This is a genomic window from Streptomyces musisoli (assembly GCF_016741855.1).
In the GTDB taxonomy this organism is placed as follows: Bacteria; Actinomycetota; Actinomycetes; order Streptomycetales; family Streptomycetaceae; genus Streptomyces; species Streptomyces musisoli.
On the sequence record NZ_JAERRH010000013.1, the window covers coordinates 110,298 to 125,314 of the forward strand.

A 15,017-nucleotide genomic window follows, 5' to 3' on the forward strand; every position below is an offset into this window, starting at 1 on the left:
TCCGGGTGGTGCCGTAGGGGTGTCCCTGCGTGCGCGCAGGGGCCCGTCCACCCTGCTCCCTGGCGCTCGGCAAGTCCAACCGCCTTCCCGGATGGGATTGAGTGGTTCCGTTTCTGAATCGAGGAGGCGGGCAACCGGTGATCAAGGGAGCGAGGAACGGAGGCGCCCGTGAGCGGTGCGATGTCCGGCGGGGACGCGATGTCCGGCCGGGAACGGTACGGCCCGGGCGGGCCGCGGGTGCCGAAGGCCGTGGCGGGGCTGCCGCGCCAGGTCCGTGACGAGCTGACCCGCAGGCTCCGCCGCAACCGGCGGGCCTTCCGCGCGGACGACGTCCAGGTCGTCGAGCCTCCGCTGCTCCGGCGCGCGGTGGGCGCCTCCGCGCTCGGCAACTGCATGGAGTGGTTCGACTTCGGCGTCTACAGCTACCTCGCCGCGACCATCGGCAAGGTGTTCTTCCCGGGGGCCTCCCCGGCCGCCCAGGTCATCTCCTCCTTCGCGACCTTCGCCGCGGCCTTCGTCGTCCGTCCCCTCGGCGGGCTGGTCTTCGGTCCGCTCGGCGACCGGATCGGGCGGCAGAAGGTGCTCGCCACCACCATGATCATGATGGCGGTGGGCACCTTCGCCATCGGTGTCATCCCCGGGTACGCCACCATCGGCATCGCCGCCCCCGTGCTGCTCCTGCTGGCCCGCATGGTCCAGGGCTTCTCCACCGGCGGCGAGTACGGCGGGGCCACCACCTTCGTCGCCGAGTACTCCCCGGACCGACGGCGCGGCTTCCTCTCCAGCTGGCTCGACTTCGGCACCTTCGTCGGCTACGCCCTCGGGTCCGCCCTCGTCACCGCGCTGAACCTGGCCCTGACGGACGACCAGATGCTCTCCTGGGGCTGGCGCGTCCCGTTCCTGGTCGCCGGACCGCTCGGCGTGATCGGCCTCTACATGCGGATGAGGCTGGAGGAGTCCCCGGCCTTCCAGCAGCAACTGGACGAACACGAGAAGGCCCTGGTGCAGGAGTCGGCGGGCAGCGAGTTCAAGGACATCGTCCGCAACCACTGGCGGTCCCTGCTCGTCTGCATGGGCGTGGTGCTCCTCTACAACGTCACCAACTACATGGTCACCGGCTACCTGCCGACCTATCAGACCGAGACGCTGAACCGCTCCAGCGGCTCGGCGGACCTCCTGGTGCTCGTCGGCATGCTGTGGATCGTCGTGCTGATCACCTTCCTCGGGCGGCTCAGCGACCGGGTGGGCCGGCGGCCGCTGTACGCCGTCGCGGCCGCCGCGATGATCGTCCTCGCCGTGCCGGCCTTCCTGCTGATCAAGGCGCACGGCACCTGGCCGCCGATCCTCGGGGTGCTGATCCTGGCCACGCTGCTCGCGGGCTTCGCCGCACCCAGCGCGGCCACCCTGCCCGCCCTCTTCCCGACCGCCGTCCGCTACGCGGCCATGGGCATCGGCTTCAACGTCGCCGTCGCCGCGTTCGGCGGCACCACGCCGCTGGTCACCGCCGCGCTGGTCGACCTCAGCGGCGACGACCTCATGCCCGCCTACTACCTGATGCTGGCCGGTGCCATCGGACTGCTCACCGTGAAGTACCTGCCGGAGAGCGCCCAGGTGCCGCTCAAGGGCTCCCAGCCGATGGTCGGTTCACGGGAGGAGCGGCGCGAGCTGATCGCCACGTCGCAGGAGCTGTACGCCCTCACCGAGGGGCGGGACGCGGCGCGGAGGGGCTGAGCCGGCGGGGGAGCGAGGCGCGGCGCGGAGGGGCTGAGCCGGAGCCGGCGGGGGAGTGCCGCGCGGCGCGGAGGTGCTGAACCGGCGGGGGGGGGGTGTCGCGCGGCGCGGCGGGGGTGGGCGTGCGGAGGAGCGCGGCGCGGCGCGGCTGTGCCGGCGGCCGGGCTCCGCCCGCCGGCGGAGCCCGGGGGAGTTGTCCGATCGTACGAACTTCTCGCATGCCGGGTTACCGGGCCTCCCCATATTTGATAGGAAACTTTCCTACCAGAACCGGAACGGGCCAACTCGCCACCCCCCACACCCTCTTGGAGCCCCTGTGGTGTTCGCAGACCGCACAGCAGCGTCCCCCGCCCACCTCTCCCGCCGGGCCGTCGTGGCCGCATTGGGCGCCGTCGCCTCCGGCGCCCTGCTCGGCGTCGCGCCCGCCGCCACGGCGCGGGCCGCCGCGCCGGGCCTGGACGACCCGGCGAAGAAGGAGATCGCCATGAAGCTCGTGTCGAGCGCGGAGAACTCCTCGCTCGACTGGAAGGCCCAGTACAAGTACATAGAGGACATCGGCGACGGCCGCGGCTACACCGCCGGCATCATCGGCTTCTGCTCCGGCACCGGCGACATGCTCGACCTCGTCGAGCTCTACACCGCCCGCAAGCCCGGCAACGCCCTCGCCAAGTACCTGCCCGCCCTGCGCGAGGTCGACGGCACCGACTCCCACGAGGGCCTGGACCCGAACTTCCCCAAGGACTGGCGCAAGGCCGCCCAGGACGGCGCCTTCCAGCAGGCCCAGAACGACGAACGCGACCGCGTCTACTTCGATCCCGCCGTCGCCCGGGGCAAGACGGACGGACTGCGTGCGCTCGGCCAGTTCGCCTACTATGACGCCATCGTCATGCACGGCGACGGCGACGACCCGACCAGCTTCCGCAACATACGCAAGCGCGCCCTGCGCACCGCCAAGCCGCCGGCCCAGGGCGGCAACGAGACGACCTATCTCAACGCCTTCCTGGACGCCCGGGTGTGGGCCATGAAGCAGGAGGAGGCGCACAGCGACACCAGCAGGGTCGACACCGAGCAGCGGGTCTTCCTGCGCAAGGGCAACCTCGACCTGAACACCCCGCTCGACTGGAAGGTGTACGGGGACGGCTACCACATCGGCTGAACCGCCGCCGCGCGGTGCGCCCCGCAGGTGGGGCGCACTCGCACGGCACGCCCTCGGCGGGGAAAGATGGGCGGTGAGCGAACGATCCCACCGATGCGGAGGAACGGACTCATGCCGCACGAGCGAGCCGGCCGGCCGGCCGGTCCCGAGGACCTTGTCGACGTGGCCCGGCTGGTCACGGCGTACTACACGACGCAGCCCGATCCGGCCGACCCGGGCCAGCGGGTGGCGTTCGGCACCTCGGGGCACCGCGGTTCGTCCCTGGCCGGCGCCTTCAACGAGGACCACATCGCCGCCACCAGCCAGGCCATCTGCGAGTACCGGGCGGCCCAGGGCACGGACGGCCCGCTCTTCCTCGGCGCCGACACCCACGCCCTGTCGGAACCGGCGAAGGCCACCGCACTGGAGGTCTTCGCCGCCAACGAGGTGACCGTGCTCATCGACGCCGCGGACGGCTACACGCCCACCCCGGCCGTCTCGCACGCGATCCTGACGCACAACCGGGACCGCACCTCCCGGCTCGCCGACGGCGTGGTCGTCACCCCCTCGCACAACCCGCCCGCCGACGGCGGCTTCAAGTACAACCCGCCGAGCGGCGGCCCCGCGGCCTCCGACGCCACCTCGTGGATCCAGGACCGCGCCAACCAGATCATCACGGGCGGCCTGAAGGACGTACGCCGACTGCCGTACGCCCGCGCGCTCGCCGCGGACACCACCGGGCGGTACGACTTCCTCGGCGCCTACGTGGACGATCTGCCGAGCGTGCTGGACCTGGACGCCATCCGGGCGGCCGGCGTGCGCATCGGCGCCGACCCGCTCGGCGGCGCCTCCGTCGCCTACTGGGGCCGGATCGCCGAACAGCACGGCATCGACCTGACCGTCGTCAACCCGCACACCGACCCCACCTGGCGATTCATGACGCTGGACTGGGACGGCCAGATCCGCATGGACTGCTCCTCGCCGTACGCGATGGCCTCCCTCATCGAGCAGCGCGACCGTTTCCGCATCGCCACCGGCAACGACGCCGACGCCGACCGGCACGGCATCGTCACCCCGGACGCCGGCCTGATGAACCCCAACCACTACCTCGCGGTCGCCATCTCCTACCTGTACCGGCACCGCGACCGGTGGCCGGCCGCCGCGGGCATCGGCAAGACCCTCGTCTCCTCCACCATGATCGACCGTGTCGCCTCCGACCTGGGCCGCCGGCTGGTCGAGGTGCCGGTCGGGTTCAAGTGGTTCGTGGACGGACTGGCCGGCGGCGACCTGGGATTCGGCGGCGAGGAGTCGGCCGGGGCGTCCTTCCTGCGCCGCGACGGCTCGGTGTGGACCACCGACAAGGACGGCATCATCCTGGCCCTCCTCGCCTCCGAGATCACGGCCGTCACCGACAAGACGCCCTCGGAGCACTACGCCGGCCTGACCGACCGTTTCGGCGCGCCGGCCTACGCCCGCATCGACGCCCCCGCCACCCGCGAACAGAAGGCGCTGCTGGCCAAGTTGTCGCCGTCCCAGGTCACCGCGGACACGCTGGCCGGGGAGGCGGTCACCGCCGTCCTGACCGAGGCACCCGGCAACGGCGCCGCGATCGGCGGGATCAAGGTCACCACCGACAACGCCTGGTTCGCCGCCCGGCCTTCGGGCACCGAGGACGTCTACAAGGTGTACGCCGAGTCATTCCTCGGCGCCGGCCATCTCGCCCGGGTGCAGGAGGAGGCCCAGGCGGTGGTGCTGGGAGCGCTCGGCGCCTGACCGGAGCGCGGGGCGGCCCCCGGAAGGGGGGTCGCCCGTGGCTCAGCCGCGTCCGCGACCCCGGCCTACGGGTCAGGGGCCGCCCGTGACTCAACCACGTCCGCGGCCCCGGCCTACGGGTCGGGGGCCGCCCTCGGCTCAGCCGCGTCCGCGGCCCCGCTCCAACCGGTCCAGCACGGCCTGTGCCATGGCCGCCTCACCCTTGGCGTTGGGGTGCGCCGGGGCCGCGGGCGAGGCCGGCTGGAGCGGCTCGATCCAGCGGTCCGCGGGCGCCTTGCACATGTCGTGGCCGACCGTGGGGCCGTAGGTGTCCACGTACTCGGCCCGGTTCACGGCGGCCACCAGCCGCAGCATCAGGTTCAGCCGCTTCTCGGTGTCCCGCAGGTAGGGGAAGTCCTTCCGGGCGAACGGCACCTGCGGGAAGCAGCCGCTGCCGTCGTCGGGCAGCAGGTCCGGGTAGCCGACGACGACCACCCGGGCGTGCGGCGCCCGGGCGTGCACCTCCCGCAGCACCCGGTCGACCTTCGGCGCCGTCCGCACGACGGCGAGGGCCAACCCGTCGTAGCCGGACGCCGTGTAGGAGCGCTCGCAGGGATTGCCCGCCGGGTCCTGGGCGGCGAGGCGGGCGCAGGTGCCGATGATGGAGCCGAAACCGACGTCGTTGCCGCCGATCTGAAGGGTCACCAGGTCGGTGTGCCGGTCCAGGGCGTCGAGCTGGGGCGGGTTGCTGCCCTGGGCCCGCCACATCTCGGCGGTCGTGGCCCCGCCGCAGCTCACGTCCGTGAGCGCCGTGGCCGGGTGCCGGGCGGCCACGAGCGAGGGGTAGTCGTGGTCCGAGCGGGCGCAGTCGGCGTCCACCTGCGCCGGTATGCCGGGGCCCGAGGTGTACGAGTCGCCGAGCGCGACATAGGCGACTTCGCGGCCGTGCCCCGCGGGGTGCGCCGCCGCCGGTGTCGTGCCGGCCGCGACCAGCGCGCAGCCGCCCAACGCGGCCCCCAGTACGGCGGCCCGTCGCCGGCCTCTCGCCCCGTCCGCCGGACGCGTCTCGTGCGTCATGGATCCTCCCCCTGAGCCCGTTGCATCGCGCGGTGGCGGCGCCGGTCAGCGGCCCTCGCGCGTTCGACTGGGCCTGTATACCGTCCGGTAGGTCTCGCCGACCAGAAGCGGGAAGCAACGAGTTCAGGGGGAGGGGGGCGGGCAACCGCCGTGCGGGGCGGCGCCGTTCAGACCGCGGACGTCCGCTCCGCCGGCAGCGGCGCCTGGAGCGCGGACGCCTGCGGCAGGGACGACTGGAGCAGGGAGTCGTCCTCCGGGCGGGCCCCGGAGAGGCGGTGGCGGCCGGCGATCAGGGCCATGTCCACGTCCTTGGTGCCGGTGGCCACGCACAGGGTGTAGGAGATGTCCGCGAGCCGCTGCCGGGCCTGGGGGGTGCTGGCCTCGGCCCCGAGCAGGGTGAGGGCCTCGTACTGGGCGATGAGGTCCTTCAATACCGCGGGGTGTGCCATGAGCATGCGTTCCGCCTCCCTGGTGCGTCGCCGATGTACGAAGTCGCAGCGCGAATACCCGCGCGGACGCCGGGCATGCCCGGCCGTTCCACCACCCCGGCATCCCGTCCGTCACCTCGCCCGGCATCCCGTCCCGTGCCTCCCCAGGCACCCCGACCGGCACCTTGCCCGGCATCCCGTCCGGTGCCTCCCCAGGCACCCCGACCGGCACCTCGTCCGGCACCCCGTCCGGTGCCTCGCCCGGCACGTGGCCGTCACCTCGTCCGGCACCCCGACCGGCACCCCGTCCGGTGCCTCGCTCGGCACGTGTCCGGCACCTCGCCCGGCATCCCGCCCGGCATCCCGTCCGGCGTGCGGCCCGGGCCGGTGCGCGTGGGGCCGCCCGGCCGAGCGCCGGCGGGTCACCCGGTCGGGTGCTCTCCCGCCGGTGTCCGCCCGATCCGGGCATGTTGTCGTGATGCGTCCGTGATCATGCCCCTGTGACTCTGCAACGTCGAAGTGCCGTCAGCCGCCGGGTGGTTCCGGCCGCGCTCGGCACCCTCAGTGTCCTGTCCCTGCTGTCCGCCCTGCCCGCCGCCGCCCAGCCGGCACACCAGGACGACCGGCCCGCCGCCCCGCCGCCCCGCCGGGTCACGGCGGCGGAGGCCCGCACGGACGCCTACCTCCGCTCGCTGCGCGACCGGCCCGCGGCCCTGCGCGACTTCTTCCGGCACCTGCCCAAGGGCGGAGACCTGCACAACCACCTCTCCGGCGCGGTGTCCACGGAGTACCTGATCGAGCTGGCCGCCGAGGACGGCCTGTGCATCGACACCACGAGGCTGGCCGCCGTCACCCCGCCGTGCGGCCCCGGCACCCGCCCGGCCGCCGACGCGCGCACCGACCGGGCCTTCCGCGACGCGGTGATCCGCGCCTGGTCGATGGAGGACTTCCCGCCCGACCGGAACGGGCACGACCACTTCTTCGCCACCTTCGACAAGTTCGGCGAGGTCACCTGGCGGCACCGGGGCAAGCTGCTCGCCGAGGTCGCCGACACGGTCGTCGGCAACAACCAGTTCTATCTGGAGACGATGGTCACCCCCGCCTCCGACGGAGCGAAGAAGCTCGCCGCCCAGGTCGGCTGGGACGACGACCTCGCCGCCCTGCACCGCAGGCTGGTCGCGGACGGCAAGCTGGACCGGCTGGTCGCCGAGGCCCGCAGGGAGGCCGACGACGGCGACGCCGAGTTCCGCGCCGCCGAGCACTGCGGAACCCCGCAGGCCCGGCCCGCCTGCGGTCTCACCGTGCGCTGGGTCTCCCAGGCGTCCCGGGGCAGCTCGCCGGAGCGGGTCTTCACCCAGCTCGCCCTCGGCATGCGGCTGGCCGAGGCCGATCCTCGGTTCGTCGCCGTGAACCTCGTCCAGCCCGAGGACTGGGACAGCTCCCTGCGCGACTACAGCCTCCAGATGCGGATGGTCGGCTATCTGCGCGGTCGTTACCCGGGGGCCCACGTCACCCTGCACGCCGGCGAGTTGTGGCCCGGGCTGGTCAAGCCCGAGGACCTGAAGTTCCACATCGCGCAGGCCGTGGACGTCGCCCGCACCGAGCGCGTCGGACACGGCGTCGACCTCGTCCACGAGGACGGCTGGCAGCGCACCGCCCGCACCATGGCGGACCGCGAGGTGGCCGTGGAGGTGCCCTTCTCCAGCAACGCCCAGATCCTCGGTGTCAAGGGCGCCGACCACCCCTTCGGCACCTACCGCCGCTACGGCGTCCCCGTCGTCCTCGCCACGGACGACCCCGGCGTGTCCCGCATCGACATCAGCCACGAGTACCGGTACGCCGCCGACACCTACGGCCTGCGGTACCCCGAGCTGAAGGACCTCGCCCGCGCCTCCCTGGAGTACGGCTTCCTGCCCGGCGCGAGCCTGTGGCAGGGGAACCCCACCGCCACCGGCTACCGCCCGGTCGCCGCCTGCCGTGCCGAACACCCCGGTCTGCCCGTGCGCGGCGCGACCTGCCGTCACCTGCTCGTGGCGAGCGCCAGGGCCCGCCTCGAATGGCGCCAGGAGGCCGCCTTCGCCGCCTTCGAACAGGCACACGCCCGCTCGGCGCGCTGACGCCGAGTTCGGCGACAGCACCGACACCAGCGTTCGACCTGGACCGCCCGGCATCCGCCCGACCGGTTCTGCCACCTCGTCCACGGCGTCCCGGAGGCCCTCGTCCCGCTCACCGTCCGCACCGCGCACGAGCGGGGTGCGGCGGTCTGCGGGCCGGTGACGGCGAACCGCCCGATCCCTGGGCCGCGTTGACCCCGGCGCTGACCCGCGGGGACGCTGTGGAAGGCTGAGGAGATCCACATCCGCGGCACGGGAGGCAGCAACCGGCATGGCCGTCATCCACCACACCACCCTCAAGCCGACCAAGGTCGAACTCCTCGCCGGCTGGCTCCCCACCCGCCCGTGGTACCGCGGCGGCCCCGACCCGGTCCTGGAGAAGTCCGGCGGCTTCCGGCTGGACGACCCCGAGGGCGAGGTCGGCATCGAGTTCATGGTGGCCACCGACACCACTGACCCCGAGCGGACCGCGTACCTGGTACCGCTCACCTACCGCGGAGCGCCGCTGGACGGTGCCGAGCACGCCCTGGTCGGCACGACGGAACACGGGGTGCTGGGCACGCGCTGGGTCTACGACGGCTGTCACGACCCGGTGCTGACCGACGAGTTGCTGTCGCTGATCGCAGGCCGGGCGCAGGCGATGGCGCAGAGCGTGAGCGACACACCCGACCACGAGGTGACCCGCTCCCACACCGGCTCCGGCGAGATCCCGGCGGGGTTCACGCCGGAGCCGGCCGACGACCGGGACGGCACCCGCCTGCCCGTACCCGACGGCACGGTCCTTCGGATCCACCGCGTCCTCAGCCCCGTCGCCGACAACCCGCCGCCGGCGCCGCGGGGAGCCCTCGGCCATGTCGCCGGCGGCTGGCCGGGTGCGGACGACGGCCGGCTGCGGGCCGTCTTCGTGACGCTGCGTCCCGCCTGATCCGGGCAGGCGCCCTGAGCGGGCGTCCGCCCACGCGGACAGCTGTCTGGCATGGACCGGACAAATCTGTCACTCTTTCGGCAGTCCGCGCTCCGACCCACAGGAGCGCGGCGCACCTCCGCACCGCGATCGCGCAAGCACCGCCCAGGACCGCCCCGGCGCACCCCAGCCGGCCGGGCGGTCGCCGAGCAGGCCGGACCCCGGCCGCCGCAAAGGAGTAGCGTGTGAGATCGACCCCCCACAAGGCCCTCGGCGCCGGTGCGCTCACCGTCGCCGCGGTGGCCGCGCTCGTCCTCCCCAGCACCCCCGCCGCAGCCCGTCCGGCCACCGCCCCCGCCGCCTGCACACCGGCCCAGGTGGTCACCAACGGCGGCTTCGAGAGCGGGACTTCACCGTGGACGGCCTCCTCGTCCACCGTGATCACCAGCCGCTCGGGCCAGACCGCCCACGGCGGCGGCTCCTACGCCTGGCTGGACGGAGTCGGCGGCACCCACACCGACACCCTCACCCAAAGCGTCACCGTCCCGGCCGGGTGCAGCACCGCCACCCTCACCTTCTGGCTGCACATCGACACGGCCGAGCGGACCACGTCCGTCGCCTACGACAAGCTGACGGCCGAGATCGGCTCCACGACGCTGGCCACCTACTCGAACCTCGACAAGAACACCGGCTACGTCCAGAAGTCATTCGACGTGTCGTCGTTCGCCGGTCAGACCGTGGACCTCTCCTTCACCGGTACCGAGGACTCCAGCCTCCAGACGAGCTTCGTCCTGGACGACGTCGCCCTCGACACCTCCGGCGGCACCACGCCCCCGCCCGGCGACTCAACCCGCACCCCGGCGGCACCCGCGTACACCGTGAACCTGAGCAGCGACACGAGCGGCACCGTCTGGACCGGGCACGAGAGCGTGACCTTCACCAACGCCTCCGCCACCGCGCTCGGCGAGGTCTACCTGCGGCTGTGGGACAACTACCACGGCACCTGCGGCGCGATGCCGATCAAGGTCGGCAACGTCACCGGTGGCACCGCCGGCGACCTCTCCGTGGCCTGCACCGCCCTGAAGATCACCCTGCCGGCCCCGCTCGCCCAGGGCCAGAGCGCCACGATCGGCTTCGACCTCGGCATCACCGTGCCGAGCGGCGCCGACCGCTTCGGCCACGACGGCGCGTTCAGCTTCATCGGCAACGCGCTGCCCGTCCTCGCGGTCCGCGACGGCGCGGGCTGGCACCTGGACCCGTACACGAACAACGGCGAGTCCTTCTACTCCCTGGCCGCCGACTTCAAGGTGACCCTCGACCACCCGAGCACCCTGCTCGTCCCGGCCACCGGCACCTCCACCGACACCCCCGGCGGCAGCGGCCGTACGGTCACCACGGCAACCGCGAGCAAGGTCCGCGACTTCGCCTGGGGGGCCGGGCCCTTCACCAGGATCTCCGGCACCTCGGCCGGGGGCGTCCCGGTGAACATCTACTCCGTCACCGGCATCAGCTCCTCCAGCGCCCAGTCGATGCTCAGCACCGCCAAGACCGCCGTCGACGCCCACGCGGCCCGCTTCGGCGCCTACCCGTACGGCGAGCTGGACGCCGTCATCGACAACAACTACTGGTTCGGCGGGATGGAGTACCCGGGATTCGTCCTGGACCTCGTCAGCACCACCGCCCTCACCCACGAGATCGGCCACCAGTGGTGGTACGGCATCGTCGGTGACGACGAGTACAACGGCCCCTGGCTGGACGAGGCCTTCACCGACTACGCCACCGACCTCGCCCTCGGCAAGACCGGCAGCAACTGCTGGAGCAGCGTCTCCTGGGCCTCCAGCGCCGAGAAGATCACCAACTCGATGGCCTACTGGGACGCGCACTCCTCCCGGTACTCCACCGTCGTCTACGGCTACGGCAAGTGCGCCCTGCACGACCTGCGGCGCGTCCTCGGCGACACCGCCATGGCCAAGCTGATGAAGGACTACGCCACCGCCCACTGGTACGGCGTGTCCACCACGGCCGAGTTCAAGGCGGCGGCCCAGGCCGCCACGAGCACCGACCTGACCTCCTTCTGGACCCAGCACCGCATCGAGGGATGACGGACACCCACATGGGTCAAACACCGGCCGCGGATGGCTTCGTTGGGCGGAACCCGGAGTGCGCGACGACCCGGCCCCGGGTCAGATGGACTTCGTGCGAAACTCCATAGCCCGTATCCGCGGCCGGTCCCGCCGGTGCCTGTTCACCGGCGCCCTGACCGGCCTGCTCCTGCTCCTGTCCAGCCCCCCGGCCCTGCCCGACCCGACCGGGGGCGCACTCGTGCGCGGCAGCGCCTACATGGGCATCGGTGTCCTCGCCCACGACGGCACCGCCGGCACCCCGCCCCCCGCCCCCCGCGCCTCCCAGACCGAGGGCGTGGACGTCTCCAGCCACCAGGAGGACGTCGACTGGCCCTCGCTCTGGGACAGCGGCACCCGGTGGGCGTACACGAAGGCCACGGAGGGGACGTACTACACCAACCCCTACTTCACCCAGCAGTACGACGGCTCGTACGACAGCGGCATGATCCGCGGCGCGTACCACTTCGCCACCCCCGACACGGCCGGCGGCGCCGCCCAGGCCGACTACTTCCTGGCGCACGGCGGCGGCTGGTCGAAGGACGGCAAGACCCTCCCCGGCGTCCTCGACATCGAGTGGAACCCCTACGGCGACGCCTGCTACGGCTTGTCCAAGAGCGCCATGGTCGACTGGATCCGCGACTTCCTCGACCGTTACAAGTCCCGCACCGGCCGGGACGCGGTCATCTACACGGCCACCAACTGGTGGGACGAGTGCACCGGCGACCACGCCGGCTTCGGCCCGACGAACCCGCTGTGGGTCGCCCGCTACGCCTCGACCGTGGGCACGCTGCCGGCGGGCTGGTCGTCGTACACGATGTGGCAGTACACCTCCACCGGCCCGGCGGTCGGCGACCACGACCGGTTCAACGGCTCCCAGGAGAAGCTCGGGGACTTCGCCACCGGGTGACTGCCATGGCCGTCCTCAGTCGACGTCGACGTCGTCGAACAGCGCGTGCATCGCGCCGAGCACCCGCAGGCAGGCGTCGACGTCCGCCATGGTGACATCGTCGTCCACCCGGCGCAGCAGTTCGTGCTCGCGGGCCCGCACCGCCCCGATCGCCGTCCGGCCGGGGTCGGTGAGCCGGATCAGCGAGGACCGGCGGTGCGCCGGGTTCGGCACGCTCTCCACCAGGTCCTGCCGCGCCGCGTCGTTCACCATGCGCTGGACGAACTGCCGGCTGAGCGCCTGCGCACGGCCCATCTGCGGGACCGTCATCGGCCCCCGGGCGCGCAGCAGATCGAGCACCGCGCGGACACCGACCGACAGGCCCTCGATCGGCGCGGCCTCCTCCACCTTGCGCTGCACGCGCCGGTAGAGCGGGCCGACCAGGTCGAAGACCTCGGTGAGGCGTTCGGCCAGCTCGTCCCGGGACGGTTCGGGGGCGGCGGGGGCGGCGGGGGCGGCGGGGGCGGCGGGGGAGCCGGGCGCGGGTGCGGTGTGGTCGTCCTTCATGCGACCAGGATGACACCTTGAATGACACCTTGGTTGCCAACATCGCCAAAGAATGACACCTTAGTTGTCATGACTGTCGATCTGGCATCCCTGCCCGTCCGCTCGTTCCAGACCTCCGACGGCTGCCTCGCCTACCGCGAGGCGGGCTCCGGCACCCCCCTCGTCCTGCTGCACGGCGGCTTCACCGACCACCGGATGTGGGAGGAGCAGATCCGGGCCTTCGCGCCGAGCCACCGCGTCATCGCGTGGGACACCCGTGGCCACGGTGCCTCCGACAACGCGACCGCCCCCTTCCGGCAGGTCGACGACCTCGCCGCGCTGCTCCGGGGACTCGACGCCGCCCCCGCCGTGCTCGTCGGGCTGTGCATGGGCGGCGGGATCGCGGTCGACTGCGCCCTGGAATACCCCGAGTTGGTCCGCGCGGTCGTCGTCAGCGGGGTCGGCACCAGCGAACCGGTCTTCGAGAACCCGTGGGTGCTGGAGGTGATCGCCGCCCAGAACGGAGCCCTGGCGGCGGGTGACCTGGCCGGCTGGGCCGACGCCTATGTGCGGTGGGCCGCGGGTCCGCACCGGGACCTGTCCGACGTCGATCCCGAAGTGGTGCGCCTCCTGCGGGAGACGGGCCTGGCCACCCTGGACAAGCACACGCCCGACGAGCCCGACCACCACGTTCCCGTCACCGGCACCTGGGAGCGCGTCCCGGGCATCGAGGTTCCCCTGATCGCCATCAACGGCGCCCTGGACACCCCGGACCACCTGGCCATGGCCGCCCGCCTGGTCGACCTCGTGCAGGACGGCCGCACCGTCGGCATCCCGGACGCCGCCCACTACCCGAACATGGAGAACCCGGCCCGCTTCAACGCCGAACTCGCCGCCTTCCTGGAGAAGTTGCCGTAGCACACACCTGACCACCACGAAATCCGGGCCCAGCGCGTCTCGGCCCGGCGCACCGTCCTGGCGTCCCTGACGGCTCGCACCGGCCCGGAACCGTCGCCTTCCCCGTCGGCGAGGGGAACTCAGGGGGCGCGGCGGCCCTACCCGGGCGGGTGTACCGGGACTGCGTGGTGCGCTGCCCGAGGGGAGACTGCTGGGAAGACGACCGGTCCTGGGGGTGATGGAGAGGTGACGGCAGAGCCGAACGGGGCGCCGCTGGAGGAGTTCCTCGCCGATCCCGACCACTGCACGCTGGACCTCGCCACCGCCGTCGCCCGCTGCGCGAAGGCGCTGGGCCTGCGGCACGCCGTGGTCTACCTCGCCGATCTCCAGCAGCGCCACCTGGTGCCGCTCACCGAGGTGGCCCCGAGCCCGCCCATCGACTCCTCGCTCGCCGGGTGGTGCTACCGCACCCAGTCCCTGCGCGTCGAGGAGTCCGACCGGGACGGGGTGACCGCGTGGTTCCCGCTGCTGGACGGCGCCGAACGGCTCGGTGTGCTCGCCGTCCACGCCTGGACGCTCAGCGCACAGGCCCTGCGGCGGGGCCGGGCGCTGGCCGCGCTGCTCGCGATCATGGTGACCTCGAAACGTGCCTACAAGGACTCCTTCGTCCGGCGGACCCGGACCGCGCAGATGCACCTGCCCGCCGAGATGCTGCGGGCCTTCCTGCCGCCGCGCACCATCGGCAACCGTCACGTCGTCTCCACGGCGGTCCTCGAACCCGCCTACGACATCGGCGGTGACGCATTCGACCACTCCCTGACCGCCACGTCCCTGCACGCCGCCGTCCTCGACGCCATGGGCCACAACCTGCTCTCCGGGCTGACCAGCGCCGTCGCCCTGGCGGCCTGCCGCAACGCCCGGCGGAGCGACGCCGATCTGCGGGCCCTCGTGGACAACGTGGACGATGCGCTCAGCCAGTGGCTGCCGGACCAGTTCTGCACCGGGGTCCTCGCCCAGCTCGACTTCTGCACCGGGGTCCTGCGATGGAGCAACTGCGGCCACCCCGCGCCGCTCCTGATCCGCGACCAGCAACTGATCGCGGACGCGATGGCCCGGGAGGCCGACCCGCCCATGGGGCTGCGTTCCCTGCTCTCCATGCGGGACCGCCGGGTGCACGAGATGCAGCTCCGGCCGGGGGACCGGGTGCTGCTCTACACCGACGGCGTCATCGAGGCGCGGATGACCGACGGCAGGCTCCTCGGCCTCGAACGGTTCGCGGAGTACGTCATCCGGGCAAGCGCCACCGGCGAGCTGGCGCCCGAGACGCTCAGGCGCCTGATCCACTCGCTGCTGGACTCCCGGGACAGCCGGCTCCGGGACGACGCCACGATCCTGTTGTTCGAGTGGCAGCCGGACTGCTGAAG

General features: G+C 72.7%; 12 protein-coding genes and 1 pseudogene. 10 read left to right on the top strand and 3 right to left on the bottom strand.

All coding sequences use genetic code 11. The features are described from left to right. The first annotated feature begins 198 nt into the window (after positions 1-198). The 3 genes from JK361_RS28735 to pgm all read left to right on the top strand — a co-directional run bounded on the left by JK361_RS28735 (position 199) and on the right by pgm (position 4,639). A complete protein-coding gene (locus JK361_RS28735; RefSeq protein ID WP_201823578.1) occupies positions 199-1,731 on the top strand; it encodes an MFS transporter in 1,533 nt (510 codons plus the stop codon). A 316-nt stretch (positions 1,732-2,047) separates the two neighbouring features. Further along, positions 2,048-2,887, top strand: a complete 840-nt coding sequence (locus JK361_RS28740; protein WP_201823359.1) for a chitosanase — start codon at positions 2,048-2,050, stop codon at positions 2,885-2,887. Between the two features lie 111 nt (positions 2,888-2,998). After that, positions 2,999-4,639, top strand: a complete 1,641-nt coding sequence (gene pgm / locus JK361_RS28745; RefSeq protein ID WP_201823362.1) for a phosphoglucomutase (alpha-D-glucose-1,6-bisphosphate-dependent) — start codon at positions 2,999-3,001, stop codon at positions 4,637-4,639. Positions 4,640-4,777: 138 nt separating this feature from the next. Here the strand turns inward: pgm and JK361_RS28750 are convergent, their stop codons facing one another. Both JK361_RS28750 and JK361_RS28755 read right to left on the bottom strand, forming a co-directional pair. After that, positions 4,778-5,695: an SGNH/GDSL hydrolase family protein gene (locus tag JK361_RS28750; protein WP_201823364.1), complete on the bottom strand. Its 918-nt coding sequence runs from the start codon at positions 5,693-5,695 to the stop codon at positions 4,778-4,780. Between the two features lie 167 nt (positions 5,696-5,862). After that, complete coding sequence (locus tag JK361_RS28755) at positions 5,863-6,150, bottom strand: DUF5133 domain-containing protein (protein ID WP_201823366.1); 288 nt, start codon at positions 6,148-6,150, stop codon at positions 5,863-5,865. Between the two features lie 473 nt (positions 6,151-6,623). On the opposite strand from JK361_RS28755, the gene JK361_RS28760 reads away from it, so the two are divergent. The 5 genes and pseudogenes from JK361_RS28760 (at position 6,624) to JK361_RS28775 (ending at position 12,171) form a co-directional block, all read left to right on the top strand. Further along, positions 6,624-8,240, top strand: a complete 1,617-nt coding sequence (locus tag JK361_RS28760; protein WP_201823368.1) for an adenosine deaminase family protein — start codon at positions 6,624-6,626, stop codon at positions 8,238-8,240. A gap of 30 nt (positions 8,241-8,270) precedes the next feature. Then, positions 8,271-8,470, top strand: a pseudogene (locus tag JK361_RS41455) (spherulation-specific family 4 protein); the annotation flags it as partial. A 38-nt stretch (positions 8,471-8,508) separates the two neighbouring features. Further along, positions 8,509-9,162 carry a maltokinase N-terminal cap-like domain-containing protein gene (locus tag JK361_RS28765; protein ID WP_201823370.1) on the top strand — a complete coding sequence of 218 codons (654 nt, stop codon included), beginning with the start codon at positions 8,509-8,511 and terminating at the stop codon, positions 9,160-9,162. A gap of 224 nt (positions 9,163-9,386) precedes the next feature. Further along, complete coding sequence (locus JK361_RS28770) at positions 9,387-11,243, top strand: M1 family aminopeptidase (RefSeq protein WP_201823372.1); 1,857 nt, start codon at positions 9,387-9,389, stop codon at positions 11,241-11,243. 85 nt (positions 11,244-11,328) lie between these two features. Beyond that, a complete protein-coding gene (locus JK361_RS28775) occupies positions 11,329-12,171 on the top strand; it encodes a lysozyme (RefSeq protein WP_201823375.1) in 843 nt (280 codons plus the stop codon). A 15-nt stretch (positions 12,172-12,186) separates the two neighbouring features. Here JK361_RS28775 and JK361_RS28780 read toward each other — a convergent pair whose 3' ends face one another. After that, complete coding sequence (locus tag JK361_RS28780) at positions 12,187-12,717, bottom strand: MarR family winged helix-turn-helix transcriptional regulator (protein WP_201823379.1); 531 nt, start codon at positions 12,715-12,717, stop codon at positions 12,187-12,189. A gap of 69 nt (positions 12,718-12,786) precedes the next feature. Here JK361_RS28780 and JK361_RS28785 point away from each other — a divergent pair, with 69 nt between their 5' ends. After that, positions 12,787-13,614, top strand: a complete 828-nt coding sequence (locus tag JK361_RS28785) for an alpha/beta fold hydrolase (RefSeq protein ID WP_201823381.1) — start codon at positions 12,787-12,789, stop codon at positions 13,612-13,614. 225 nt (positions 13,615-13,839) lie between these two features. Next, positions 13,840-15,015: a PP2C family protein-serine/threonine phosphatase gene (locus tag JK361_RS28790; protein WP_201823390.1), complete on the top strand. Its 1,176-nt coding sequence runs from the start codon at positions 13,840-13,842 to the stop codon at positions 15,013-15,015. Positions 15,016-15,017 lie beyond the last annotated feature (2 nt).